We start from the raw sequence: 24,158 nt of genomic DNA, 5'->3' as shown, positions 1-24,158 counted from the left end.
ATTGCGCGGGTTCCGGTGTTGTGTTATCATATATATTTACAGGACCCCAAGGCGCTCCGCGCCGGTATCGAGGAAAATGAAAAGGGTCCCGGGCCAACTGTATCTGAAAAACATATCAGGAGGTTCTATTCCATGGAAAAACGCAGAATTGTCGTGATCTTCGGCGGCTGTTCCTCCGAGCACGAGGTCTCCCGCCTCTCCGCAAAGTGCATCATCGACAACCTTCCAAAAGATAAATACGAGGTGCTCACCCTGGGTATTGACAAGGCCGGGCGCTGGCTGCTGACGGACAGCTCCAGCGACGACATCGCCAGCGGCGCGTGGGAGCAGAATCCCAACAACCGTTCCGCCTCCCTCTCCCCGGACCGCTCCATCGGCGGGCTGCTGGTGCTGAACGGCGACGGACGCTGCGAAATTGTCAGGATTGACGCGGCCTTCCCGGCACTGCACGGCAAAAACGGCGAGGACGGCACCATTCAGGGGCTGTTCCAGCTCTCCGGCATCCCATTCGTCGGCTGCCGCACGCTGGCCTCCGCCGTGTGCATGGATAAAGCCGTAGCCCACACGCTGCTGACGGGCGCGCGCATCAAGCAGGCCAACTACCTCTGGTTCTTCGCCTGCAATTACAAAACCGGCGCAGATAAGATCAAGCTGAAGGTGGAAGCGCGCCTGGGCTACCCGGTGTTTGTCAAGCCGGCAAACGCCGGTTCCTCCGTGGGTGTGAGCAAGGTCAACTGCGAGGCGGAACTGGACGACGCAGTTGCCAAGGCCGCCAACGAGGATGACAAGGTCGTCATTGAGGAATGCATTGTCGGGCAGGAAGTGGAGTGCGCCGTATTGGGCAACGAAAAACCGGAAGCCTCCATTGTGGGAGAGATCGCACCGTCCGCCGACTTCTACGACTACGACGACAAATATAAAAATGGCACTTCACAGCTTTACATCCCCGCGCACCTTTCGCCGGAGGTCAGCGAGACGCTGCGCCATACCGCGGAGCGCGCTTACCGCATGCTGGGCTGCACGGGCCTGGCCCGCGTGGACTTCTTTGTGCGGAACGGCGACGAGATTCTGCTCAACGAGATCAACACCCTGCCGGGCTTTACCTCCATCAGCATGTATCCCAAGCTTTGGGAAGCCTGCGGGGTCTCTATTCCGGAGCTGCTGGACCGCCTGATCGGTCTGGCCTTTGAGAACCAATAAACAGGAGCGGGAAAGCATGGATAACCGACCAATCGGCGTGTTTGACTCCGGCCTCGGCGGCCTGACCGCCGTCAAAGAGCTGCTGGAGATCCTGCCGCAGGAAAATATCATCTATTTCGGCGACACCGGGCGCGTCCCGTATGGCTCGCGCAGCCGGGAAACCATTTTAAAATACGCCGCACAGGACATTCACTTTTTAAAGGAAAACCGGGTGAAGCTGATCGTCGCGGCGTGCGGCACCGTGAGCTCCGTCATCGGCGGCGCGGGACAGGAGCTGGGCCTGCCGTTTGTCGACGTATTACATCCCACCGCACTGGCAGCTTCCAAGGCGACCCGCAACAAGCGCGTCGGCGTGATCGGCACCACCGCCACGATCCGAAGCGGCTCCTACCGCCGGGCGCTGGCGGAGATCGATCCCAGCATCGTGGTGTATGACCGCGACTGCCCGCTGTTCGTCCCGCTGGTGGAAAATGGATTCGTCGACCCGGAGGACCCGGTTCCGCGCATGGTGGCGGAACGCTACCTGACGGAACTGCGGGATGCCGGTGTGGATACGCTCATCATGGGATGCACCCATTACCCGATCATCAGCCGCGTCATCGGCGCGGTGATGGGCAGGGATGTAACGTTAATTGACAGCGGACGTGAAACGGCCTTTTTCTGCGGCGAGCTGCTGCGGGAGCAAGGGCTGCTCTGCGACCGGCAAACTGCCGGAGACTGCTCCTTCTACGTCAGCGACCACGTGGAAAACTTCTCGCATATTGCGGGGATTTTCCTGGGCCGCAACGTGGACCAGGACGTCCGGCAGATCGACATCGACCGCTATTGACCCCCACAGGGAGGATGAATAACATGCAGGAAAATTATCTGATCGACATTCTGGGCCGCCAGAAGGTGGACGACGAATCGGGCGAAATCCAGGTGACTACGCTCGGTTCCTATGTCAAAAAGGGCAACAACCGCTACATTACCTACAAGGAATATGACAACGAGGAAAACGGCAAACCCATCACCTCCGTGCTGAAAATTGAGGGCACCCAAAAGGTGACGCTGATGCGCGGCGGCGCGGACGGCACCCGGTTGGTTCTGGAAAACGGCAAGCGCCACCTCTGCCAGTACGACACCGGCTACGGCCACATGATGGTGGGCATCTTCACCAGCAGGCTGCATTCCAGCCTGACGGACGAAGGCGGCAAACTGGAAGTGCGTTATACGCTGGACATCAACTCCAACCTGTCCAGCTCCAATGAAATACTGATTACCGTCAAGGAGGCAGAAAACAAAGATGTCAAAATTAGTGCAGCAGGCAACCAATAATTTACGGGAAGTGATCGGCGCGGCAATCGCCCGCGCGATGGAAAAGGGCGAGCTGCCCGAAGCGGAGGCCCCGGCTTTCACAATTGAAGTTCCCGCGGACCGCACCCACGGCGACTGGGCGACAAACGCCGCCATGGTGAGCGCGCGCGCGTTCCATATGGCGCCCCGCAAAATCGCGGAGGCAATCACCAACAATCTGGCACTGGACGGCACCTATTTTGACCGCTTTGAAATTGCCGGCCCCGGCTTTATCAATTTTTTCCTGAACCGCCAGTTCTATTCGGACATTCTCAAGGACATTGAGACGCTCGGCCCGGACTATGGCCGCAGCGACTACGGGCAGGGCAAAAAGATCATGGTGGAGTACGTCTCCGCCAACCCGACCGGCCCAATGCACATGGGCAACGCCCGCGGCGGCGCGCTGGGCGACTGCCTGGCCTCTGTGCTGGACGCGGCGGGGTACTCCGTCTGGCGTGAATTCTACGTCAACGACGCGGGCAACCAGATCGAGAAATTCGGCAATTCTCTGGAGGCGCGCTACCTTCAGATTTACAAGGGCGAGGACGCGGTGGAATTCCCAGAGGACGGCTACCACGGCGACGACATCAAGGAGCGCGCCGCGCAGTTCGCCGAAGAAAACGGCGACCGCTATGTGGATGCCGATCCGGCGGAGCGTCAGAAGGCGCTGGTAGCCTTCGCCCTGCCGAAGAACATCGCTAAAATGCAGGCCGATCTCGCCAAATACGGCATCCAGTACGACGAATGGTTCCTGGAAAGCCGCATTCACAACGACGGCGAGCTGGAAGAGACCATCCAGATTTTGAAAGACAAGGGCATGACTTACGAGAAGGAGGGCGCGCTCTGGTACCGTGCAACCGACTTCGGCGCGGAAAAGGACGAGGTTCTGGTGCGTCAGAACGGCAATCCCACCTACTTTGCCGCGGACATCGCCTATCACCGCAACAAATTCGCGAAGCGCGGCTTTGACATCTGCATCGACGTCTGGGGCGCGGACCACCATGGCCATGTGGCGCGCATGAAGGCCGCGATGGACGCCGTTGGTTTGGACGGCAGCAAGCTGGACGTGGTTCTGATCCAGCTGGTTCGCCTGGTCAAGGCGGGCGAGGTCGTCCGCATGAGCAAGCGCACCGGCAAGGCGATCCAGCTGGCGGATCTGCTGGATGAGGTTCCCGTCGATGCGGCGCGCTTCCTGTTCAACATGCGCGAAGCTACCTCCCAGATGGACTTCGACCTTGATCTCGCGGTACAGCAGAACTCCCAGAATCCGGTCTACTATGTGCAATACGCGCACGCGCGCATTTGCAGCATCCTCAAGGCGCTGGAAGCCGAAGGCATCAAGCCCCGCGCTTGCACCGACGAGGAGCTGGCCCTGCTGACCTCCCAGGAGGAGATCGAGCTGATCCGTCACCTGTCCGCCTACACGGACGAAATCGTGGCCGCCGCAAAGGATTACGATCCGGCGCGCATCACGCGCTACGTCATTACGCTGGCCACGCTCTATCATAAATTCTACAACACCTGCCGTGTCAAAGACGCGGAGGACGGCCTGCGCGCCGCGCGCATCTGCCTCTGTAAGGCGGTTGCGACGGTCATCCGCAACGTGCTGTCCCTTCTCAAGATTTCCGCACCGGAAGTCATGTAACCACTGATTTTTACATTAGGAGACAAAAAATGGACGATTTCCCTTATCCGTTACCCCTTTTGCTGGACGGCGCGACCGACACCAACCTGATCGCCGCGGGCATGCCCGCCGACATTCGGCGGCCCGGCGGGTCCGGCATGGAACAATGGATTTTAGAACATCCGGAGACCCTGACCAAGCTGCAAAGCGCTTACATCAATGCGGGCGCGCGGGCTGTTTATGCCCCGACCTTTGCCGCAAACGCCGCCTGCCTGTCCCTGTATGGGCTGGAAAACGAGGTAGCGCAGCTCAACACGGAGCTGGTCAGGCTGAGCCAAAGCGTCGCTAAGCCGCGCGGCGTGCTGGTGGGCGGCAACGTCTGCCCCAGCGGGCTTTTCGTCCCCCCCTTTGGGGAATCCGACTTTGACGACATTTACGATCTTTACCGCGAGCAGATCCGCGCGTTGGACGAGGCGGGCGTGGACTTCATCGCCATCGAGTCGCAGACCTCCCTGGCAGATATGCGTGCGGCGGTGCTCGCGGCCCGGGCGACCAACCTGCCCACCTTTGTCACGCTGACGCTGGACGAAAGCGGCCGCACGGTGACCGGCTGTTCCCTGCTGCCCGCCTTAATCACCTTGCAGGTGATGGGCGCGGACGCCGTCGGGCTGAACGGCCCCATCGGCCCCATGCTGGAACAGCTGGAGGAAGTGCGCGCACACACCGCGGTTCCCATCATCGTCAAGCCCTCCGCGCTGGCGGAGGACGGCTCGCTGCTCTCCCCCGAGCAATTCGCGGAGCACGCAAAGCAGCTTTTGGAGGCGGGTGCGCATATCTTCGGCGGATGCAGCGGCACCACCCCGGCGCACATCGACGCGCTGGCGGAAATGCTGTGCGAGTGCTCCCCGATGCGCGTACCGGAAGAACCCGATTCCTACGCCGCCGCGATCGAAACAGAAGCCTTCTTCCTGGGCGACGACATCGTATTCAGCGAACCACTGGCCTGCACCAGCCGCCTGGACGAGGATTTGATTGATCTGGACGACGACCGCTGCAACGCGGCGCTGGTTGAGGTAGAGAGCGTGGACGACGCGCTCATCCTGTCGGAAAACAGCGGTATGACGCGCCTGCCCATCGCCGTACATTGCGACAGTGCGCCGGTATTGGAAGCCGCCCTGCGCTATTTTCAGGGCCGCCTGATCGTGGACAGCGAATGCCAGCTGGAAGATGAGGTGCTGGAACCGCTGGCCTCCAAGTACGGCGCTATTCTCTATTAAGCTTCCAAACAGTGTATCCATTACATACAAAACCGGCGTTTCCGGAAGCTTGAAAGCTTTTGGAAACGCCGGTTTCTTTTATTTTATATCATCGTTTATAGAAAATCCCGAGACATCCACGCGCAACAAAAAATGGACTGCTGTGGCTTTCCTGTCGTTCCGCGCGGAGGTTTCTTCGGAATCAGCTATTTTTATTGCCCAAATAGCAAAAAACAACTCAAAAGACCGTATAGGACTTTATACCGCCATGCGAAAGCCTCTGATTTCATGCGGGTTTGCGCGTATCGGCTCCGTTCTGTGGTAAAAGTTCTTGCAACATACTTTTGTGAAGTTGGGCGGGATTTTCTCGCCTGCAAAATGGGAACCCTCGCGCCGACGTTTTGTATGTAATAAGCCGTCGCCTATCTGAGGGAGGGATGACGCGGAGTAAAGAACCGACTGCGAAAGCGGAAAAATAGGGGCTCCCTAACCCTGACAGAACGGGGCTCTGCGGGCGCGGAACCGAGGGGGTCTATCGTTCTGCTTGACAGCCCCGGCGTGAGACTGACCCCCGTCTCATATCGGGGCTATTTTCACGTGCGGCGGGAATCCCAATTCCATTTAAAACAATCGTGGCAAGCAGAACAAGAGTATATACACTCCTGCAAAACGCTTGTTGGGTACTGAAACCCAAACCTCGGAAAATGTTCAGCGGGGCCTTTTTCATCACCCCTAACCGGACGCTGTGAGCAAGTCGGTCAAACCTCTCGTTTTCAGCGCCCTTTGACGGGGGATTGGGGGTAGCTCCCAACAAGCGGTTTGAGCAGTTTTCGCATAGCGGAAAATGGGCAAACGCATAACGGTGTGTACCGTTGTGCCCTGCTTGCCACGATTGAAAACAACAAAATGGGTAGTACGTCTTTTGCCAATAAGGCGCACGACAAATCTGCCCGACAAATCGGGAGTTGTCTATTTATTCGATAGACAAATTGTGCTGTTTCAAAAAGGATAGTTTATCCCAATACCCTCTTTGAAACAGAATTTTCCCATTAACAACATGAAAAAATCCACAACCTCTTAATCCTAATGGGTCTTTCCATTCTAAAATTGCCCACTGTCCATCTTCAAATATATTTTCTACAATGCAAGCCATATCCGCAATAGAAAACTCGTTAGTGAACATTGCACGAATTGCTTCAATTCCAATAACGGGTTCATTGGCTACTTGATGATTGGTTGCATCTTCGTGATAAAGACTCGTAATTTCTTCTACATCATGGTTATTAAAAGCATCTACCCATTTAGATATTACTTCTTTAGGCCTTAACATAATCTCTTTTCCTCCAAATTCCGATTTTGTCTAGTACGCCTTATTCGCCTAATGCCAATATTTTTGTTTCTTATACTCTAAATGCTAATGCCGAAACTGTCAAGTCGCTGTATCTATTCTTATATTGCGCCAAGTCTTTATAAAATTAGAGCGGGAATCAGGCGGAATTTTGGTCAAATCATGACCTGTAAAGATTTTGCAGCACAAGCTGGGAAGATCCGTTAAACGCCCTAATCATCAGCCTTTCCAGCCTCGTTGTCTTGACATGAACCCAATCGTACAAACTGAATCCAACACTATTTTTTATTGTGCCCATCGTTTATAGAAAATCCCGAGACATCCACGCGCAACAAAAAATGGACTGCTGTGGCTTTCCTGTCGTTCCGCGCGGAGGTTTCTTCGGAATCAGCTATTTTTTATGCTTCTCCGCCGAACATCAGGTCGTCCCGCCCGGTGAATACCTCCATGGTCATCCGCACGCCGAGCCGGTAGCCGTGAATGAAGCGGTCGGTCTCCGACAATGAATGGAGCCTTGCCTCCGCGCTGATCATCTTTTCAAACAATTCCTTTTCCGCCCCGTTCAGCGTTTCCCGGAGCGCGTCTTCCGCTCTGCAAGCCTCTTTCAAAGCCTTGTCATAAGCGGAGCTGCGCCGGTAGATTCGATCCTGTATTTGCAGATTTCCATTCGCAAACGCTTCCAGATAGCTTGTTTCCATATGTACCATCCCTTTACATGATTTTTCACAACGCCTTGCCAGACCGGGACGCACATGGTACAATATTTGTGCAATGGTCTGGTTAAGGGCTGTTGTGTGGGGAAAGTGGTGTATTACGTTTGCTGACGACGCACCGCTTTCCTTTTTTATTTTTCGAGGCCGTCGTGCATCAATTTTATGCCGCGTCGGATAATCTCCGCTTTTGAAAGTTTCATTTGATCGCGGCATTCCTTAAGCATTTCCTCAGAACCTTTATCCAAACGAATTTTTAATACAATTTCCTTTGGATTGTCTGTCGGTCGGCCTAGTTTTTTCTCGCCCATCGTGCACCTCCTTTTTATGGGCCGTTAATAACACTATACTTTATAGACCCATAAAAATCAACCTCATTTTGCCAAGGTGAAATAATTTTACCTGTTATATCCAATGTTATCTTTTAAATCTCTAATAACCAAAAAAGAGGACGCAGGATCGCGTCCTCTTTTTATTCTCATTATAATTCCGTTTCAAAAAACTGTCCCGGATTGCTTAATACCTCCATCCCCTCATCCGGAACCTTAAGGGTGAAGTTCATCATCTCCTGCGGGATATGCATACTCTTCACCATATCCGGCGGAATCGCCGTCGTGATGTAGAACGAATCCACATAGGTCGTCGTCCGGCAAATCTCTTCGTATCCCCGTTCCTCATCGGGACTTTGCCCAGCCAGCAGTGTCTTTTCCTGATAGCAGACATAAACATATTCTTCCGTCCCCTTCAGGCCAAGCGTATCCGCGTCTTCATTTGTCTGGTCGGAAGCAGAATCCAGCGCATCATTGATCTTTTCAACGGCGGTGTCCTCTGTGATGGTATAAACCATCTCGCCGCTCTCGGCGGACAGCACTTCATAATACTGGTCTTTTTCCGCTTTCTTCGTGTTCGGAGCACTGCACCCCATCACAAGCAGGAGTATGAGCGCCGCCAATAGTACGCCACACTTTTTCATTTTTTCCTCCGTTTTCAAAGAAGGGGCTCTTTGTCCTCTTCTTTTTCTTCACAGGGTTCTACTATTTGCTCTCCCTCCACTGGAGTATCGGGAGCTTCCTCTTTCAGTCCGACACATTCCAGCCCGTCGGTTTCCTCCTGCTCCAGGGTCGGCCGTCCCCGCGGTGGAACCGTCCAGCTGGAAAAGGCGAGGTAGATGCCGGTACAGGCCAGAAAAACCGCAACAATGGAAGCAGCCACGGACCAGTTCTCGATTCCGGCCGGTCCCAATACCATCGCCACCACGCAGAGGATGGTTCCCACCTCATAAAAAATAAAAGAAAGTTTATGATCTGTCACTGTAATCCCCTCCTGAAACGATCGTTTAAAGGCTCTCCATCGCCCGGCTGAGGGCGGCAAACTGCTCCATGGTCATCTGCTCCGCCCGGGCGTTCTGCGCGATTCCAGCCGCGTCACAGGCGGCGGCAATGCGTTCCTTGGGAACCGACAAACCCGCCGCAACCGCGTTGAGAATGGTTTTCCTGCGCTGGCCAAATGCCGCTTTTACCAATGCGAAGAACTTCTTTTCATTTGGAATGTCAATTGCGGCCTCCAGGCGCACATCCAACCGGATCACTGAAGAATCCACGTTGGGCGGCGGCAGAAAGCTCCCGCGCAAAACCTGGAACAGTACGCGCGGCTCCGCGTAATATTGCACCGCCACACTCACCGCGCCGCACTCCCGTTTGCCGGGCTGCGCGCAAAGCCGCTGGGCCGCTTCCTTCTGCACCATCACCGTCAAACCTGCGATGGGCAGCCGCTCCTCCAACAGACGCATGATGACCGGCGAAGTGATGTAATACGGCAGGTTCGCGCAAACCACAACCTGCATACCCGGGAATTCCTCCCGCAGCAGCTTTTTCAGATCCACCTTGAGAATATCGTCATTGACCACTTTTACATTGTCATAGGGCGCTAGCGTCTCTTCCAATACCGGCAGAAGCCGCTTGTCCAGCTCTACGGATACCACTTTTTCCGCGCGTTTCGCCAGCTCCACGGTCAGCACGCCGATACCGGGCCCTACTTCCAATACGCCCACGCCCGGCGCCGCGCCGCACTCCTCCGCCATGCGCGGGCAGACTGATGGGTTGATCAAAAAGTTCTGTCCCAGTGATTTGGAAAACGTAAACCCATGACGGGCCAACAGCGCCTTGATGGCGCTGGGATCGGACAACCTAAATGTTTCCTGCAAAATGGCAACCTCCGAACGCCCGAATCGGGCTGATTTAGTATAAGTTTTAGTATATCATATTAATTTCCGATTTGCCATTGATTCCAAAGCGAAAATCCTCTATCATAAATGTTGACCATAATTCGACATGGAGAGAGGGAATACCTATGCAGCGAACCGACAAAGAAAATTACTATCTGGATATTGCCGAAACCGTCTCTGAGCGCGGCACCTGCCTGCGCCGTAATTTCGGCGCCATTATCGTTCATAACGACGAAATCGTTTCCACCGGCTATAATGGTGCGCCGCGCGGCCGGAAAAACTGCATCGATACCGGCATCTGCATCCGGGAAAGCCTCGGCATCCCGCGCGGAGAGCGGTACGAAGTCTGCCGCGCGGTGCACGCGGAAGCCAACGCCATCATCAGCGCCGCCCGGCGCGATATGATCGGCTCCACCCTGTACCTGGTCGGCAAGGACGCCAAAACCGGAGAATATGTGGAAAACCCGTCCAGCTGTTCCATGTGCAAGCGGCAGATCATCAACGCGGGTATCGCGCGCGTGGTCATCCGTCTGAACAAAACAGAGTTCATCAGCGTGGACGTCATGGACTGGGTCACTTTTGACGAATCGCTGGAGGGCATCTTCGGTTATTAAACCCATTTCAGCAAATGGGCCCACCCGCTCAATTGTCTGGAATTTCCGCGCAACCATCGTTATTTTAGCCGGGCATTAAAATTGCATAAAAGGAAGGAAAGAGTGGACGGGCCGCGCATTCCGTTCACTCTTTCCTTATACAAAAATAAACCTTGTAATCTGTTCCATGAGGAAAACCGCCGCCGTAGACCCTACCGCCACGGTGAGCAGCCCCTTGTCCTTATAAGCCAGCAGCAGCGCAACGACCATCCCGATGGAGGCGCACAGCACACTCTGCATCGTCACCGCTTCCGCGGTGGAAAACAGAATGGCCGGGAAGGTCATGGCCGCCAGCACCGCATACGGCACATAGGCCAAAAAGGAACGGATAAACCGGTTTTGAATTTTCTTTTTAAAAATCGCCAGGGGCGACACGCGGATCACATAGGTGACAACCGCCATCACTGCGATGGAGAGCAGGATGCGCGTGTAATCGATCATGCTTCCCCACCCGCCTTTTCCGGTTCCGGCGCTTCCTCATCGATCGGGTAGCGCGCCGCCGCATAGGCGGACACCAGCACGGCGCAGATGATAATCACCCAGCCGGAGGAAATCTGGTTCAGCAGAGGCAGCCATTTAAACGCACAGCTCAGCGCGATGGACAGCACGACAACCACAGCGACCGGCCTCGCCTTGCGGGCGGGCGGAATGATGATCGCGATAAACATGCCATAGATCGCAATGCCAAGCGCGTCGCGCAGGGACATCGGCAGCAGGCCCGCCGCCGTCGCCCCCAGGAAAGTCCCCAGCGCCCAGCCCACATAGGGAGTAACGATCAAACCGGACAGATATTTTGCACTGACCTCTTCTTTCTGCTGGCTCGCCACGGCAAAGATTTCATCCGTGATGCCAAAGGCCAGAATCCACCGTTGCAGGTTCGTCATTTTCGCCTCCACCTTTTGGGAGAGGGAAAGCGACATCAGCATATAGCGGATGTTGATAATAAACGTAGTAATTGCAATTTCTATGTACATACCGCCTGTCAAAATGAGCTGCGTACCCGCCACCTGGCCCGCGGAGGTCAGATTGGTCATGGAGATCAGCAGCGCCACCCATACGGGCAGGCCGCCCTGCGTCGCCAGGATGCCGAACGCAAAGGATACGCTGAGGTAGCCCAGGCAGATCGGCATGCCGTCCTTCAGCCCCTTTTGAAAGGTCAATGTTGATTGTTCCACTCTTTTGCTTCGCTCCAATATCTCTTTTTACAGCAGGCTGCAGACCAGGTCTCCCATCTCTTCGCAGGTCACGGTCTTCATGCCTTCCCTGGCAATATCTGCGGTGCGCGCCTGCCTGAGGGCGGCGGAAACCGCATCTTCAATCGCCTTGGCGGCTTCGGGCTGGTTCAGGGAGTATTGCAGCATCATCGCAACGGAGAGAATCGTCGCCAGCGGGTTTGCCTTGCCGGTGCCCGCGATGTCCGGAGCAGAACCATGGATCGGCTCATACAGGCCGGACTGGTCCGCGCCCAGGCTGGCGGAGGCCAGCATACCGATGCTGCCGCTGATCATGGACGCCTCGTCGGAGAGAATGTCGCCAAAGATATTGGAGGTCACGATGACGTCGAACTGCTGCGGGTTGCGTACCAGCTGCATTGCGCAGTTGTCCACATACATGTTGCTCAGCTCCACATCCGGGAATTCCTCCGCGCCGATGCGGGCAACGGTTGCGCGCCACAAGCGGGAGGATTCCAACACGTTGGCTTTATCCACGCTGCACAGCTTCTTGCCACGCTTGCGCGCCATGTCGAACGCCACGCGCGCAATGCGCTCGATCTCCGGCACGGTGTACAGTTCCGTATCATACGCCGCCTCCGCGCCGTTGATCTCTTTGCGGCCGCGCTCACCGAAATAGATGCCGCCGGTCAGCTCGCGCACCACCATCACATCCAATTTGCCGCCGATGATTTCCGCCTTCAGCGGGGAAGCGTCGCGCAGTTCATCAAAGATAACCGCCGGACGCAGATTGGCAAACAGGCCCAGTGCGCCGCGGATGCCCAGCAGCCCCTTTTCCGGACGCTGATCGCCCGGCAGAGTGTCCCACTTTGGGCCTCCGACCGCGCCCAGCAGCGTGGAATCCGCCGCTTTGCACTTGTCAATCGTCTCCTGTGGCAGGGGCGTGCCGGTCGCGTCGATGGCACTGCCGCCCAGCAGGGCTTCGTCGTAGTTGACGCGGAAAGCGAATTTCTCCGCCGCTTTATTCAGCACCTTGACCGCCTGGTCCACAATTTCCGGACCGATTCCGTCGCCCTTCAGCAATACAATTTTATATTCATTCATCTATTTTTTCCTCCTGATTTTTCTATTGTACTCTTGGATTTCTTCGAGACCTCTCCTTTTGCCGGGAGCATCTTATTTCCGTCCCACGCGGACAAACTGCTGATTTACGCCTTGGCTGCGGGCGGGCATTGCTCGCCGCAGGCGCGGTTGATGGCGCAGATGATGCCTTTGATGGAGGCCAGGCTGATGTTGCCGTCCATACCGACGCCAAAGACCGTCTCGCCGTTCGGCGCTGTCAGCTGAATATAGGAAATCGCCTTGGAATCCGCGCCGGCGGAAACAGCGTGCTCGCGGTAGGTGATGAACTTATAATCTTTGATTCCCACGGTGCGCAGCGCCTTAAAGAATGCATCGATCGGTCCGTTACCGGTCGCACTGACGATGTGGTCTTCGTGCATGAAGCGCAGATTGCCTTCAAAATGCACGACAGTCTCGCCTTCCGCGTCGTTCTCCTCATACAATTTGTATTTTTTGAGATTGTAGGGATACCGCAGATCCAAATACTCGCGGCGGAAAATCGCAAAGATTTCGTTGGGCTGCATCTCGCGCCCCGCCTCGTCGCAGGCCGCCTTGACCATCGCGCCGAACTCGGGGTGCATCGCCTTGGGCAGCTCGTAACCAAAATTCTGCTGCATGATAAAGGCGGCGCCGCCCTTGCCGGATTGGCTGTTGATCCGGATGATCGGTTCGTATTCTCTGCCTACATCCGCCGGATCGATCGGCAGGTACGGCACTTCCCAATACTCCGTTCCGCTCTGGCTCATGTACTCAACGCCCTTCTTAATCGCATCCTGATGCGATCCGGAGAACGCCGTAAATACCAGGTTGCCCGCATAGGGATGGCGGTCATGTACCTTCATGCGGGTACACTTTTCATAAATTTCACGGACGTCCTTGATATGGGAGAAATCCAGCTCCGGATCAACGCCCTGGGAATACAGGTTCATCGCCACATTCATAATATCGGCGTTGCCGGTGCGCTCGCCGTTGCCAAACAGCGTGCCTTCCACACGGTCCGCCCCAGCCAAAATACCCAGCTCCGTCGCGGCGGTCGCCGTACCGCGGTCGTTGTGCGGGTGCAGGCTGATAATCAGGCTGTCACGGTTTTTGATCTTGCGGCAGAAATATTCGATCTGATCCGCATGATGATTCGGGGTGCTCATCTCGACGGTATTGGGCAGATTTAAAATCAGTTTGTTTTCCGGCGTAGGCTGGAGGACATCCATGACCGCCTCACAGATCGCAACCGCGTTATCCATCTCCGTACCGGAAAAGCTCTCCGGAGAATACTCGTAGCGGATATTCATACCGGTGCGCGCGACTTCCTCGTCGGTCAGCTCCTTGATCAGCTTCGCGCCGTTGACCGCAATATCGATGACGCCCTGCATATCGGTCTTGAAGACCACCTTACGCTGCAAGGTGGAAGTGGAATTGTAAAAATGGACAATGACATTCTTTGCGCCTTTAATGGCTTCAAACGTCTTTTTGATCAGATGCGGACGCGCCTGCACCAACACCTGAATGGTCACGTCGTCCGGAATCAGGTTGCGGTCAATCAGTGTGCGGCATATTTCATATTCCGTCTCGGATGCGGACGGGAATCCAATCTCAATCTCTTTAAACCCAATATCCACGAGTGTCTGGAAAAAGAGCAGCTTTTCTTCCAGATTCATCGGGTCGATCAACGCCTGGTTGCCGTCGCGCAGGTCCACGCTGCACCAGGTCGGGGCCTTTGTGATCACTTTGTCCGGCCATGAGCGGTCCGGAAGCGCGACCGGCTCAAAAGGAATATACTTTTTAAAGCGTTCGTACATGTCAATTTCCTCCTATCAAGATAAAACATAAGAATACACGCAAAAAAGCCCCGAACTTCTCTAAAGAAGTTCGGGGCGAACATTTCATCCGCGGTACCACCCAAATTCAGCGCCAAAGCGCCCTCAAGCCTCCAACAAGGCCCCGGCCTGTAACGCCGCCACGCGTCCGGTTCTACCACAGAGTTCAAACCGGCAGCTCAGGGATGAGCTATACACACGCATCTTTCCACCGGTTCGCACCCATCACCGGCTCTCTGGAGAAAAGAAACCTGTCTTATTCCCGTCATTGCCTTTTAATATGTTACTATCATAATAGCGCCGCCGTCAAAAATTGTCAAGGGGTTTTCTCATCTTTTTCAATATAACGGCTGAACGCGCGGTCCGCCGCCTCGCGCGCAATATCCGTCAATTGCTTTTCCTCGCTCTTTTCATCCCCGTATCCCTCGGGAAGAACATCGTATACCTCCGCCACCATGGAACGCATCCAGAGGCCGGGTGTGATACGCATGGAATAGCCGCAGCCGTTCTCCGTCATCCAGTCATAAAAACTGGCGCGCGGCAGGCCGTACGCAGAAAGAATCGACATCAGCGTGCCGCCGTGCGCAACCACCACCGCGGAGGTCGTGCCGGAACGCAGCATTTCTTCCACCAGCTTTTCAAACGCTTTGCAGGTCCGATAAACCAGCTGCGCGGTGCTTTCCCCATTGGGCGGCGTGGCATTGTTGCCATTCTCCATCCACTTGAGAAAATTTTCATCTTCCTCCGCCAACTGCTTTGCGGTCTTGCCCTCCCAGTCGCCAAAGTCGCACTCCCGGAAGTCATCAATCATCTCCGGCTGTGCGTCCGGATACAGAATGCGCAGCGTCTCCCGGCAACGCGTCAGCGGGCTGGTATAATATGCCTGCGCCTGCGGATAGCCGTATTTTTCTTTTAACTCCTGTAACGCGTCGATTCCCTCCTGTGCCAGCGGAGAATCGGTTCTGCCAACATATTGTCCCAAGAGGTTTCCTTCCGTCAGCCCATGACGGATCAAATGAATGGTATAAGATTTCATACACACCGGCGCTAAACGGCTGAAAAACATCCCTTTCCCTGCCCTTGCGCCTGCAACCACCTTTCCAGATTGTAAATTATGGTTTATTTTTACAGTTAAACCGCTGAGTCTTGTGCTGAAAATTTTGTCGCATACTGTATCTAGCGGTTTACAAAATGTTGTATTTAGTATATACTTTACTGTACGTTATCCCATTTTACCTGCTATTTCGACACGCACCGCAGGCTTTTGCGGCCCAGAGCATTTTCAGTAAATAAGGACGTAAAGGAAGCGGAGATGGGAAGACTGTGGCAAAACGGAAGATGCAGGCGGACTGGCCGCCCGGCAAAGACGACAACGACGCCACGGGCCTTTTCAGACCGCTGAACTGTTGATCTTATTTGTTGAAATTGCTCTTTGTGCGCCCATTTTGGGGCGCCGGACTGCGGTGCTTGTAACAATATCCAAACAAACGGGGTGGAGGATCGAAAATGAATCATCATTTTCCCAGGATTATTACGCTCTTGCGCAAGGAACGCGGTTTGAGCCAGAAAAGCGCCGCAGAACAGCTCGGCGTTTCCCAAGCGTTGCTTTCGCACTACGAAAAGGGCATCCGCGAATGCGGGCTGGAGTTTGTTGTCCGGGTTGCGGACTTTTATAACGTTTCCACAGACTATCTTCTCGGCAGAAGCCCGCACCGTACCGGCGCGATGATTACCGTTGAGGACCTCCCGGAACCGGACGCCGCTGGCAAGGAAAACGTGTTTAAGGGCAGCCTTCTGCCCACACTGAATAAAAAGCTGATTGCCAATTCCCTAAACATCATTTACAGCATCCTGCAAAAATGCAATAACAAACACCTGACCACGGAGATTTCCGCCTTTTTGAGCGTTGCGGTCTACAAGGCGTTCCGCCTGCTGTATTCCTCCAACGGGAAGAATCCGCAGGGGCTGTTTTCCATTCCACAGCGATTGAGCAACGGCCGCGCCAACGCAGCGCAGGAAGTGGCAATCTCCAACGCGGAAGCGCTTTCCTGCGGTGAAAACGTGGATGATATGGAGGGATTGGACAAGGAATTGCTTCCCGTGCTCTCGCCGGAACAGCTTTCCGCCGAGTACCCGTTGTTCTCCTCTTCCCTGTTTAACCTGATCCAGAATGCGGAAGCCCGCATGGGCAGCAAAAAGCAGGGAAACACACCGCGTACAAAAGCCAAAAAATAGATGGTTTTATTATAGCAGATAAATACCAGAATGCAACCAGCAGATCAGACGGGTGTGTTGCAAACAGCTCTGTTTTGTTTACCTTGTGGGTTATTGATTAAATGCGTTTCTCCACCTTTCTAAAAGGTGGCAGGATCAAAGGGCAGAGCCCTTTACCGTTCTCCGCAGAGAGCGGGACGTACAACGTCTTTCGCGGGCCTACGGTCGGGAAGCGCCTACGGCGAAAACCATTTTTACCTCGCGGGCAATTCTCAAAATATGCCTTTCTCCGTTTTTGAAAGGCGGCGATCGTCGTTTAGCGCGTCGAACGGGGCTTGCCCTCAAACGAGCGTTCCGGCCGGCGGTCCTCTTCCTGAAAAGAGCGAGTGGGAACGAAAGAGATGGCTCTTTACGGACTTTTTGTGTTGCTGAGTGAATTTCAGGGGCTGTTGCAGAATACAAGCTGCAACAGCCCCTTTATTGTCCCTTCAGTAAAAACAGGCCGCCGGCTCTACTGGTGAAAACCTGAACCTATTGAAGATTACCTTTTTCCTATCATGCGGGCAATTATATAAATGCCGGCCAATGCTTCGCCGATAGACAAGCCTAACAGCAGGCCCGAAATGAGATCATGGGCCATCGATCCCGTGTAAAAATGCGAAGCAGCGTAGAAAACAATTCCAATGCAAACCAGCATGATCCCCAACAACAAATTTTTTTGTTGTTCTAAATTCTGTACGCGTTTTAACAGGTCCAAAATTTGCTGTTCGTCATAAACACGAATACTGTTCTTTTCCTTTTTTTCTCCATCCATCAATTCAGAAACTGTCATGTCCAATTCTTTGCACAGCGCTTCAATAACGCCATAGTCAGGCATACATTTTCCGGTTTCCCACTTTGAAATTGTTTTGTTTGACACATTGAGTTTTTCAGCAAGCTGTTCCTGTGTTAAATTTTTTTCCTTACGCTTTTTCATGATGAATTGCCCAATTACAACCTGATTCATTCAGAACTCCTCCGATCCGTTTTACAAGAATTTTACCGTTTTTAATTTGAAAATAACATCCCCTGTTGAGCGAATACAGGTGGAACGATGGGATTCTATCTGTTATCGATTGGATTTTTTGTTACGTTATAAAATATATTTTAGAAAACCAAATGAACAAATAGACAACTTTGTCTGATTATGGTAAAATTTAACAAAATACTAAACAAAAAGGAAGTCTTATTGTTATGAAAAGAAAGCTGATTGCTGCTTTCTGTATGCTTGTGATGCTCCTCAACGTCTTTGGCTGCTCCACAGAAATAAGCGAAGAGGATGCCCGCTTCCTGTCTTATACAACCGATATCTCCGGTATTGAAATCCCGGAAAACGTTCGGGTGGTCGCTTTGGGTGAATCCACACATGGGACGAAAGAATATCACATCATGCGCAAAGATGTATTTTCTCATCTGCTGAATACCTACGGCTGCCGGACTTTTCTTTTGGAAGCTTCCTTTGGAAGCTGTCTGTATATCAATCAATACATCCTTGGGGGTTCCGAGCCCGCTACCGCAGGCGAAGCCATACAATACCTGGAATCTTGGGTGTATCATACAAACGAATTTAAGCAGCTGATAGAATGGATGCACGATTATAATCAAACAGTGGAAAGAGACAAACAAATTCATTTTTATGGCGTAGATATGCAGGAAAGCGCCTACGCCAGTGCGTACCTGTTAACCTATATCCGATCTGTTTTCCCTGATAAGGCTGAGGAATATGAACCGCTGCTGTCCGTATTGAAAGAGCCGTCCTATACATTTGAGAATAAAGACATGTCCCCTGTCACGAATGCTTTGGTTCGGATACAGGAGGAGATGGAACAATTGCAGGAACCATACATAGAAAACAGCAGTCTGTACGACTACCAGATTGCCCAAGAGTGCGTCAAGGCATTAAAAGAATTTATTACAGATCTTTCTTTTGATTTTATCGACCCGGAAAAGGACCTGGAGAAATTTGCCGAAGGCTGTGCATTCCGGGATTCCTGTATGGCGGCCCGCGCCGAAATCATTCTTACCCTGGACCAAGCCGACATGGTATTTCTCACTGGGCATAACGCTCATGTAACACGCCGTTCCGCCATCCGGGAGGGGATTCCCCCTGTAAAAGCAATGGGCGAACTTCTGGCAGATCGGCTGGGCGACGCATATTTTTCCATTGGAACTGCATTTTGTGAAGGATCCCTAAAGGCAATTGACTATAATCAGGGCGGTTATAAAGAATTTTACGTCAAAGAGGAACACCCGTTTATCAAGCTTTTTGCGAATCTGCCGGGCCAAAATTGGTACGTGAATCTCTCCGATATCAAAGAAGAGGACCCTGCCATGCAATATCTGGAAGAAGAACACTACATTCTGAATGTGGGCGCCGTGTACAGCCGGGAGCTGGACTTTGAAGGGAACAAGGACGTGATGGCCGTCCGCTTTCCAACCATCTTAAAAAATGAATGGGACGGAATGCTCATTTATAAACAGACCAACCCTACGGTCATTCGCACACGTTTTTAAAGCATGAACACATTCCTGTTATCTGTCCAAAAAACAGCAGAGCGTATAAAGTAAAGGGGCCGTTGCAGCTTGTATTCCGCAACGGTCCCGGAAATCACCGGTAGTACAAAATATTTTTAAAGAACCATATCACTCGTTCCCACTCGCTCTTCTCAGGAAGAGAGGCCCTACGGTCGGGACACTCGCTTGAGGCCAAAGCCTCGCTCGACGCTCTAAACGACCATCGCCGCCTTTCAGAAACGGAGAAAGGCATATTTTGAGAATTGCCCGCGAGGTAAAAATGGTTTTCGCCGTAGGCGCTTCCCGACTGGAGGTCCGCGAAAGACGTTGCACGTCCGTTCTCTGCGGAGAACGGCAAAGGGCCCTGCCCTTTGATCCCGCCGCTTTTCAGAAAAGCGGAAAAACGCGTTTTAGTCATTACCTGCAGATAAAAACATTCCTCGCCGTAGGTGCTCCCGACCGGAGGTCCAGAAACGCAGAATAACGCATTTTGCCCTACCGCACAATTAGAGCAAGAGCTGTTTTACAACATGTGCTTTGCTTTATTTTTAGGTTTTGTTAAGATTTTTGTCAGATAAAAATGAAACAACACTTCCTGTCCTATGGTGTAATATCAATAGGAAAGGGAGTGTTTTTTTGTCTTACGAATCCAATGTCAACCGCCGCAGAACCGCTTCTTACAGAAAACGGCCAAAAGAGAAACGGCCTCCGGTTTTTCTTTTTGCCCTGCTCTGCATGCTGTGTATTATTGTATTTATCACTGTACGGGATTTCAAACCCCCGCTTCAGACGATTCCAGGCCATCGCGCGGAAAACGTCCCGAGCCAGATTTCTTCAGGCATTTTGCCAGCTGTCGCGGAGCCGGAGTCCCTGTACAGCCGCTGTGTTGTGCTGGAGGATTTGCAGAGCGGCGCCGTTCTGCTGGACAAGCAGGGAACAGAAAAGGCCTATCCCGCCTCTCTGACAAAGATAATGACGGCGCTTGTCGCCCTGGAATGCTTTCCAGACCTCAGCCAGACTGTCGTTTTGACAGATCGGGACTTTGCCGGCCTATTCGAACAAAACGCTTCCATGGCCGGTTTCCAGTCAAACCAGGAGGTGCAGATTCGCGACCTTCTGTATGGCCTGATCCTTCCTTCCGGTGCGGATGCCGCCGCCGCGCTTGCCAACCATGCCGCCGGTTCACAGGAAGCCTTTGTCGAATGGATGAACCAGAAAGCACATACTTTGGGAATGGAGAGCACGCACTTTGTCAACACCACCGGCTTACACGATCCGGAGCACTACACAACCGCAAGGGATATGACCACGCTTCTATATACCGCCCTGCAAAATCCCGATTTCCGGGCAATTTTCACTTCTGAACGCCGCTCCACGCGCGAAACCGCTACCCATCCGGGCATTACCTTTTACAGCACCCTGTTTCAAGATTTGGAATCCCCTGCCTTTCCCGATGGGCAGCTTCTAGGCGGTAAAACCGGCTACACAGAGGAAGCCGGCCTGTGCCTGGCAAGCCTGGCGGAAAAGAACGGCAGGGAGTACATACTCATCACCATGGACGCGCCGGGCGACCACAACACGGAGCCATTCCACATTTTGGACGCATTCACGATCTATGAAGCCATATTATCGTGACAGACGCTCCATCCTTCTGCGGGCCAGCAGCTTTCTGACCGCCCGCCGTCCCTGGAGGGTCGGCTCAGCGTAGCCCTTGCACAGGCACGGCAGGTTAAAAAGATGATCCGGCAATTGCGCCGCTTCCAGTGCCGTTTTACACAAAAGTGCATATAATTCGCTTTTATAATAGACCATGTGGTCGCCGGCAACCACAGCCGGAACAGCAAAGTGAATCTGAATAAAACCGGCTTCCTCCAACTCCCGCAGCGCGGCGCTCCGCTCTTTTACCGTTTCCATCGAGTCCTCCGGCTTCTGAATCCACACATCGTCCAGTGCGGTCATTGCCAGATCCTCTTCCCGATCGTTGCGCAGTTCAAACCGGGCCACCGGGAATCGTTCCCAACGCATCTTTAATAGCATCTTTTTTTGTAAGGTTGACAGGTGCATTTATTCCACATTCCTTTCAAGATCATAGGCCGTACTGTATTTCATCGCCAGGATACGCAGAACCGATTCATTCAGTCGTTCCTCTGAGACGGTGCCGTCCTGCACCGCTGTCAGCAGCGCATGGTAATCCGCCTCAATATTGGAGGACAAAAGCAGATCGTTTCCCGCAAGAACCGCCGCGTGGCAGGGGTTTTCCCCATCTGTGTACAGCGGGATTGCCTCCATAGAGAGATCATCTGTCAGAATCAAACCGGTGAACCCCAGCTTGTCCCGCAGGACTTCATGTACCTGTGAAGAAAGCGACGCCGGCCGGTCCGGATCCATACATTCCACAATGTTGTGGGAAACCAAAACCATCGGCGCGCCCGCCTCGATGCCCGCCGCAAATGGAAGGAAATCGGTTTGCTCAAATGTTTCATAGGTCCGCTGGTCCACTGCCACGCCGGTATGGGTATCCACATTGTTCCCATATCCGGGAAAATGCTTGAGCGTACAGGCCATCTGCTGACTATTATACGCCAAGACGGAGGTTTTTACAAAATCCGCCGTCTCCCTGCCCCCTTTGCCGAAGGTACGCGCATAAATAAAATCGGACGGATTAGTAGAAACGTCCGCATCCGGCGCAAAGTTGGCATTGATCCCCAGTGATTGCAACAGCTTTATTTTTTGCAGTGTGTCCTCCGTAATCCCCTCCATGCCGCCGCTTTGAAAGACCGCCTGCGGGGAGCGGAATGGCTTCTCTGCTAGCGCGGGATTCCGGCTGACGCGTACCACCGTGCCGCCCTCCTCGTCCACCGCCAACAGCATGGGGATCTCACTCGCCTGCTGATAGGAATTCAGCTCCGCCCGCACCTGTTCCGCCGTCTTACCGTCAAAATCCCTGGCAAACAGCATAAAACCGCCCGGCTGATATTTTTGGACCGCGTCCAGCGCATTTTCCGCTGGACAACGGAATAAAAACATCTGCGCCACCTTTTCCTCCAGCGTCATTGTATCCAGCTTTTCCTTTGCTGCCGCATAGCCCTCTGCAAACAGGCCGTAGGACGGCTGCTCTTCTTTCTGTTCCGCCCCGCTGGAACTTTCCGGCTGCGCATCAGATGACGGCTCTGCTGCCTGTGCGGAGCTGCCCTGCACAGTGGAAGCAGATGGAGCAGCCGAGGGGTCCACTTCCACATCCGCCGTTCCGCAGGCAGAAAGGACGCAAAGCAGCAAGGCAGCCAACAGACATGCAAAATCCTTTTTAAAATGAAACATTTTCCAATTTCCCCTTATACATTTGAAAGGGCTGGACCACAATGGGCAGAGCACACAAAAACCGGCTGAATTTGACGATTCCCCCCGACTTTAACGGGGGGAATCGCGCTTATCCTGCCAATTGTCTGTAGATAATCTGCATTGTAGTTCAGCCACTTATATTGACGCCAAATCTGTTTATTCTTTGACCAACTCACGGTAAACGCGCATATAATCGTTGGCGGATTTTCCCCAGCTGTTGTCGCAGCGCATGGCGCGCTCCACCAGGATCTTCCACCCCTCCGGATTATAATAGCCTTCCAGCGCACGGTGTACCGCATGGAGCATGTCGCCGCTGTTGTAGGTACGGAAGGTAAAGCCGTTTCCGTTGCCGTCGCCGCTGTCGTGAATGGAATCTTTCAGGCCGCCGGTTTCACGCACCACCGGAATGGTGCCATACCGCAGGGCAATCATCTGGGACAGGCCGCAGGGCTCGCTCTTACTGGGCATCAGGAAGATGTCCGCGCCCGCGTAAATCTTGCGGGAAAGCTCCGGTACAAAGCCGAAGCAGGCGCACAGGCGGCCCGGATACTTATTCTGCATCTCGCGGAAGAAATTCTCATATTCAAAATCGCCGGAGCCCAAAATAGCAAACTGCATATTGGTTTCCCACATCAGCTGATCCAGTGCTTCCTTGACTAGGTCAAGGCCTTTATGGGATACCATGCGCGTAACCATACCAACCAGCGGCACATTCGGGTCCTGCGCAAGGCCCAGACGCTCCTGCAATGCGCGTTTATTCTCCGCCTTGTTGCTGAAATCGTCCGCCGTAAAGTTTGCGTAAATATCCTTATCGGTGGCCGGATCATAACTGATGGTATCGATCCCGTTCAGAATACCACACAGCTTCCAGGAACGCTCGCGAAGGATCCCATCCAGTTCATGGGAATACCATGGATCCAGAATTTCCTGCGCGTAGGTCGGGCTGACGGTCGTGACCTTGTGGGCCGTCTCAATCGCGCCTTTCATCAGGTTGACGCAGTCATCATACTCCAAAATATGGTTTTCGGACTTCGGGATACCCAGAACGTCCTCCACCAGCTCCTTGCCATACTTGCCCTGGTACTGAATATTATGGATGGTGATGATCGTCTTAATGCCGCGGTACCACTCGTTATTCGCATAGAAAATGCTGTAATAAATCGGCACCAGCGCGGTCTGCCAGTCGTTGCAGTGGATGATGTCCGGTTTAAAATCAATATACGGCAGCATTTCCAGCGCCGCACGGGACAGGAACGCAAAGCGCTCCGCGTCGTCGTAGTGGCCGTACAGGCCCTTGCGCTTGAAATAATACTGATTGTCGATCAGGTAATAGATGACGCCGCCGGAGCGCGCCTCAAAGACACCGCAATACTGCCTGCGCCATGCCACCGGAACGGAAAGGCTGGTGACAAACCGCATATTGTCGCGCAGTTCCTGCGGAACCTCCTCATACAGCGGCATTACAACGCGGCAGCCAACAAGCCGCGCGCGCAGCGCCTGCGGCAGAGAACCCGCCACATCCGCCAAACCGCCGGTCGCTGCAAACGGCCGGGCCTCACTGGTACAATATAGAACTTTCATACTGACTCCCCCT

General features: G+C 53.6%; 24 protein-coding genes and 1 other annotated feature. Of the genes, 9 read left to right on the top strand and 15 right to left on the bottom strand.

The window, feature by feature from the left end; translation table 11 throughout:
- The first annotated feature begins 132 nt into the window (after nt 1-132).
- The 5 genes from BN2106_RS04220 to BN2106_RS04200 are packed head-to-tail and all read left to right on the top strand — an operon-like array spanning nt 133 to nt 5,436.
- Nucleotides 133-1,200: a D-alanine--D-alanine ligase family protein gene (locus tag BN2106_RS04220; RefSeq protein WP_050697319.1), complete on the top strand. Its 1,068-nt coding sequence runs from the start codon at nt 133-135 to the stop codon at nt 1,198-1,200.
- A gap of 16 nt (nt 1,201-1,216) precedes the next feature.
- A complete protein-coding gene (gene murI / locus BN2106_RS04215; protein WP_050697318.1) occupies nt 1,217-2,029 on the top strand; it encodes a glutamate racemase in 813 nt (270 codons plus the stop codon).
- 23 nt (nt 2,030-2,052) lie between these two features.
- A complete protein-coding gene (locus tag BN2106_RS04210; protein ID WP_050697317.1) occupies nt 2,053-2,517 on the top strand; it encodes a YwiB family protein in 465 nt (154 codons plus the stop codon).
- Nucleotides 2,486-4,180 carry an arginine--tRNA ligase gene (argS, locus tag BN2106_RS04205; protein ID WP_050697316.1) on the top strand — a complete coding sequence of 565 codons (1,695 nt, stop codon included), beginning with the start codon at nt 2,486-2,488 and terminating at the stop codon, nt 4,178-4,180. Before BN2106_RS04210 ends, argS begins: the two co-directional genes overlap by 32 nt.
- A 29-nt stretch (nt 4,181-4,209) precedes the next feature.
- Complete coding sequence (locus BN2106_RS04200) at nt 4,210-5,436, top strand: homocysteine S-methyltransferase family protein (RefSeq protein ID WP_050697315.1); 1,227 nt, start codon at nt 4,210-4,212, stop codon at nt 5,434-5,436.
- Between the two features lie 952 nt (nt 5,437-6,388).
- Here BN2106_RS04200 and BN2106_RS04195 read toward each other — a convergent pair.
- The 6 genes from BN2106_RS04195 to rsmA all read right to left on the bottom strand — a co-directional run bounded on the left by BN2106_RS04195 (nt 6,389) and on the right by rsmA (nt 9,676).
- Entirely contained in the window at nt 6,389-6,745 is a 357-nt protein-coding gene (locus BN2106_RS04195) for a nuclear transport factor 2 family protein (protein WP_050697314.1), read from the bottom strand.
- Nucleotides 6,746-7,161: 416 nt separating this feature from the next.
- A complete protein-coding gene (locus BN2106_RS04190; protein ID WP_050697313.1) occupies nt 7,162-7,461 on the bottom strand; it encodes a DUF6809 family protein in 300 nt (99 codons plus the stop codon).
- 146 nt (nt 7,462-7,607) lie between these two features.
- Nucleotides 7,608-7,784: a ribbon-helix-helix domain-containing protein gene (locus BN2106_RS04185; RefSeq protein WP_050697312.1), complete on the bottom strand. Its 177-nt coding sequence runs from the start codon at nt 7,782-7,784 to the stop codon at nt 7,608-7,610.
- Between the two features lie 170 nt (nt 7,785-7,954).
- Nucleotides 7,955-8,446 (bottom strand): hypothetical protein, encoded by a 492-nt coding sequence (locus BN2106_RS04180; RefSeq protein WP_154666423.1) that lies wholly within the window; start codon nt 8,444-8,446, stop codon nt 7,955-7,957.
- Between the two features lie 14 nt (nt 8,447-8,460).
- Nucleotides 8,461-8,784, bottom strand: a complete 324-nt coding sequence (locus BN2106_RS04175; RefSeq protein WP_050697310.1) for a hypothetical protein — start codon at nt 8,782-8,784, stop codon at nt 8,461-8,463.
- Between the two features lie 25 nt (nt 8,785-8,809).
- Complete coding sequence (rsmA, locus tag BN2106_RS04170; RefSeq protein WP_074017403.1) at nt 8,810-9,676, bottom strand: 16S rRNA (adenine(1518)-N(6)/adenine(1519)-N(6))-dimethyltransferase RsmA; 867 nt, start codon at nt 9,674-9,676, stop codon at nt 8,810-8,812.
- Between the two features lie 146 nt (nt 9,677-9,822).
- Between rsmA and BN2106_RS04165 the strand changes: the two genes are divergently transcribed.
- Nucleotides 9,823-10,311, top strand: a complete 489-nt coding sequence (locus BN2106_RS04165) for a deoxycytidylate deaminase (RefSeq protein WP_050697308.1) — start codon at nt 9,823-9,825, stop codon at nt 10,309-10,311.
- Between the two features lie 135 nt (nt 10,312-10,446).
- Here BN2106_RS04165 and BN2106_RS04160 read toward each other — a convergent pair whose 3' ends face one another.
- The 5 genes from BN2106_RS04160 to BN2106_RS04140 form a co-directional block, all read right to left on the bottom strand.
- Nucleotides 10,447-10,791, bottom strand: a complete 345-nt coding sequence (locus tag BN2106_RS04160) for an AzlD domain-containing protein (RefSeq protein WP_050697307.1) — start codon at nt 10,789-10,791, stop codon at nt 10,447-10,449.
- Nucleotides 10,788-11,480, bottom strand: coding sequence for an AzlC family ABC transporter permease (locus tag BN2106_RS04155; RefSeq protein ID WP_050697582.1), 693 nt, complete (start codon nt 11,478-11,480; stop codon nt 10,788-10,790). The genes BN2106_RS04160 and BN2106_RS04155 overlap by 4 nt, the downstream gene beginning before the upstream one ends.
- 72 nt (nt 11,481-11,552) lie before the next feature.
- Nucleotides 11,553-12,626, bottom strand: a complete 1,074-nt coding sequence (gene leuB, locus BN2106_RS04150; protein WP_050697306.1) for a 3-isopropylmalate dehydrogenase — start codon at nt 12,624-12,626, stop codon at nt 11,553-11,555.
- Nucleotides 12,627-12,730: 104 nt separating this feature from the next.
- The gene (leuA, locus tag BN2106_RS04145; RefSeq protein WP_050697305.1) at nt 12,731-14,440 is read right to left on the bottom strand and encodes a 2-isopropylmalate synthase; all 1,710 of its coding nucleotides are present in this window, start codon (nt 14,438-14,440) and stop codon (nt 12,731-12,733) included.
- Between the two features lie 68 nt (nt 14,441-14,508).
- Nucleotides 14,509-14,736 (bottom strand) — a binding site (T-box leader).
- A 38-nt stretch (nt 14,737-14,774) separates the two neighbouring features.
- Nucleotides 14,775-15,494 (bottom strand): histidine phosphatase family protein, encoded by a 720-nt coding sequence (locus BN2106_RS04140; RefSeq protein WP_050697581.1) that lies wholly within the window; start codon nt 15,492-15,494, stop codon nt 14,775-14,777.
- Between the two features lie 470 nt (nt 15,495-15,964).
- Between BN2106_RS04140 and BN2106_RS04135 the strand changes: the two genes are divergently transcribed.
- Nucleotides 15,965-16,693, top strand: coding sequence for a helix-turn-helix domain-containing protein (locus BN2106_RS04135; RefSeq protein WP_050697304.1), 729 nt, complete (start codon nt 15,965-15,967; stop codon nt 16,691-16,693).
- A gap of 520 nt (nt 16,694-17,213) precedes the next feature.
- Here BN2106_RS04135 and BN2106_RS04130 read toward each other — a convergent pair.
- Nucleotides 17,214-17,678 (bottom strand): helix-turn-helix domain-containing protein, encoded by a 465-nt coding sequence (locus BN2106_RS04130; protein WP_050697303.1) that lies wholly within the window; start codon nt 17,676-17,678, stop codon nt 17,214-17,216.
- Between the two features lie 227 nt (nt 17,679-17,905).
- Between BN2106_RS04130 and BN2106_RS04125 the strand changes: the two genes are divergently transcribed.
- Nucleotides 17,906-19,225, top strand: a complete 1,320-nt coding sequence (locus BN2106_RS04125; RefSeq protein WP_050697302.1) for an erythromycin esterase family protein — start codon at nt 17,906-17,908, stop codon at nt 19,223-19,225.
- Between the two features lie 636 nt (nt 19,226-19,861).
- Nucleotides 19,862-20,860 carry a D-alanyl-D-alanine carboxypeptidase family protein gene (locus BN2106_RS04115; RefSeq protein WP_074017402.1) on the top strand — a complete coding sequence of 333 codons (999 nt, stop codon included), beginning with the start codon at nt 19,862-19,864 and terminating at the stop codon, nt 20,858-20,860.
- On the opposite strand, the gene BN2106_RS04110 is transcribed toward BN2106_RS04115, so the two are convergent.
- From BN2106_RS04110 to glgA, 3 genes are all read right to left on the bottom strand, one after another.
- Nucleotides 20,852-21,250 carry a hypothetical protein gene (locus tag BN2106_RS04110; protein WP_154666422.1) on the bottom strand — a complete coding sequence of 133 codons (399 nt, stop codon included), beginning with the start codon at nt 21,248-21,250 and terminating at the stop codon, nt 20,852-20,854. The two genes, BN2106_RS04115 and BN2106_RS04110, sit on opposite strands and share 9 nt — an antisense overlap.
- Nucleotides 21,251-21,289: 39 nt before the next feature.
- On the bottom strand, nt 21,290-22,543 hold the full coding sequence (locus BN2106_RS04105) for a glycoside hydrolase family 3 protein (protein WP_050697299.1): 1,254 nt from the start codon (nt 22,541-22,543) through the stop codon (nt 21,290-21,292).
- Between the two features lie 177 nt (nt 22,544-22,720).
- Nucleotides 22,721-24,145 (bottom strand): glycogen synthase GlgA, encoded by a 1,425-nt coding sequence (gene glgA, locus BN2106_RS04100; RefSeq protein WP_050697298.1) that lies wholly within the window; start codon nt 24,143-24,145, stop codon nt 22,721-22,723.
- Nucleotides 24,146-24,158: the final 13 nt, after the last annotated feature.

It is taken from the genome of Anaeromassilibacillus senegalensis (assembly GCF_001261775.1).
GTDB lineage: Bacteria > Bacillota > Clostridia > Oscillospirales > Acutalibacteraceae > Anaeromassilibacillus > Anaeromassilibacillus senegalensis.
The sequence above is the reverse complement of the archived record's forward strand: the minus strand, read 5'-3'. Positions and strand labels throughout refer to the sequence as shown.

Bases quoted from the DNA above. Each gene is read 5' to 3' on its own strand.
- BN2106_RS04140 (WP_050697581.1), bottom strand. From the start codon at position 15,494: ATGAAATCTTATACCATTCATTTGATCCGTCATGGGCTGACGGAAGGA.
- BN2106_RS04110 (WP_154666422.1), bottom strand. From the start codon at position 21,250: ATGCGTTGGGAACGATTCCCGGTGGCCCGGTTTGAACTGCGCAACGAT.
- BN2106_RS04165 (WP_050697308.1), top strand. From the start codon at position 9,823: ATGCAGCGAACCGACAAAGAAAATTACTATCTGGATATTGCCGAAACC.
- BN2106_RS04105 (WP_050697299.1), bottom strand. From the start codon at position 22,543: ATGTTTCATTTTAAAAAGGATTTTGCATGTCTGTTGGCTGCCTTGCTG.
- leuA (WP_050697305.1), bottom strand. From the start codon at position 14,440: ATGTACGAACGCTTTAAAAAGTATATTCCTTTTGAGCCGGTCGCGCTT.
- BN2106_RS04220 (WP_050697319.1), top strand. From the start codon at position 133: ATGGAAAAACGCAGAATTGTCGTGATCTTCGGCGGCTGTTCCTCCGAG.
- BN2106_RS04185 (WP_050697312.1), bottom strand. From the start codon at position 7,784: ATGGGCGAGAAAAAACTAGGCCGACCGACAGACAATCCAAAGGAAATT.
- BN2106_RS04195 (WP_050697314.1), bottom strand. From the start codon at position 6,745: ATGTTAAGGCCTAAAGAAGTAATATCTAAATGGGTAGATGCTTTTAAT.
- BN2106_RS04180 (WP_154666423.1), bottom strand. From the start codon at position 8,446: ATGAAAAAGTGTGGCGTACTATTGGCGGCGCTCATACTCCTGCTTGTG.
- leuB (WP_050697306.1), bottom strand. From the start codon at position 12,626: ATGAATGAATATAAAATTGTATTGCTGAAGGGCGACGGAATCGGTCCG.
- BN2106_RS04130 (WP_050697303.1), bottom strand. From the start codon at position 17,678: ATGAATCAGGTTGTAATTGGGCAATTCATCATGAAAAAGCGTAAGGAA.
- argS (WP_050697316.1), top strand. From the start codon at position 2,486: ATGTCAAAATTAGTGCAGCAGGCAACCAATAATTTACGGGAAGTGATC.
- BN2106_RS04160 (WP_050697307.1), bottom strand. From the start codon at position 10,791: ATGATCGATTACACGCGCATCCTGCTCTCCATCGCAGTGATGGCGGTT.
- BN2106_RS04200 (WP_050697315.1), top strand. From the start codon at position 4,210: ATGGACGATTTCCCTTATCCGTTACCCCTTTTGCTGGACGGCGCGACC.
- BN2106_RS04125 (WP_050697302.1), top strand. From the start codon at position 17,906: ATGAAAAGAAAGCTGATTGCTGCTTTCTGTATGCTTGTGATGCTCCTC.
- murI (WP_050697318.1), top strand. From the start codon at position 1,217: ATGGATAACCGACCAATCGGCGTGTTTGACTCCGGCCTCGGCGGCCTG.
- glgA (WP_050697298.1), bottom strand. From the start codon at position 24,145: ATGAAAGTTCTATATTGTACCAGTGAGGCCCGGCCGTTTGCAGCGACC.
- BN2106_RS04135 (WP_050697304.1), top strand. From the start codon at position 15,965: ATGAATCATCATTTTCCCAGGATTATTACGCTCTTGCGCAAGGAACGC.
- BN2106_RS04190 (WP_050697313.1), bottom strand. From the start codon at position 7,461: ATGGAAACAAGCTATCTGGAAGCGTTTGCGAATGGAAATCTGCAAATA.
- BN2106_RS04155 (WP_050697582.1), bottom strand. From the start codon at position 11,480: ATGCCGATCTGCCTGGGCTACCTCAGCGTATCCTTTGCGTTCGGCATC.
- BN2106_RS04210 (WP_050697317.1), top strand. From the start codon at position 2,053: ATGCAGGAAAATTATCTGATCGACATTCTGGGCCGCCAGAAGGTGGAC.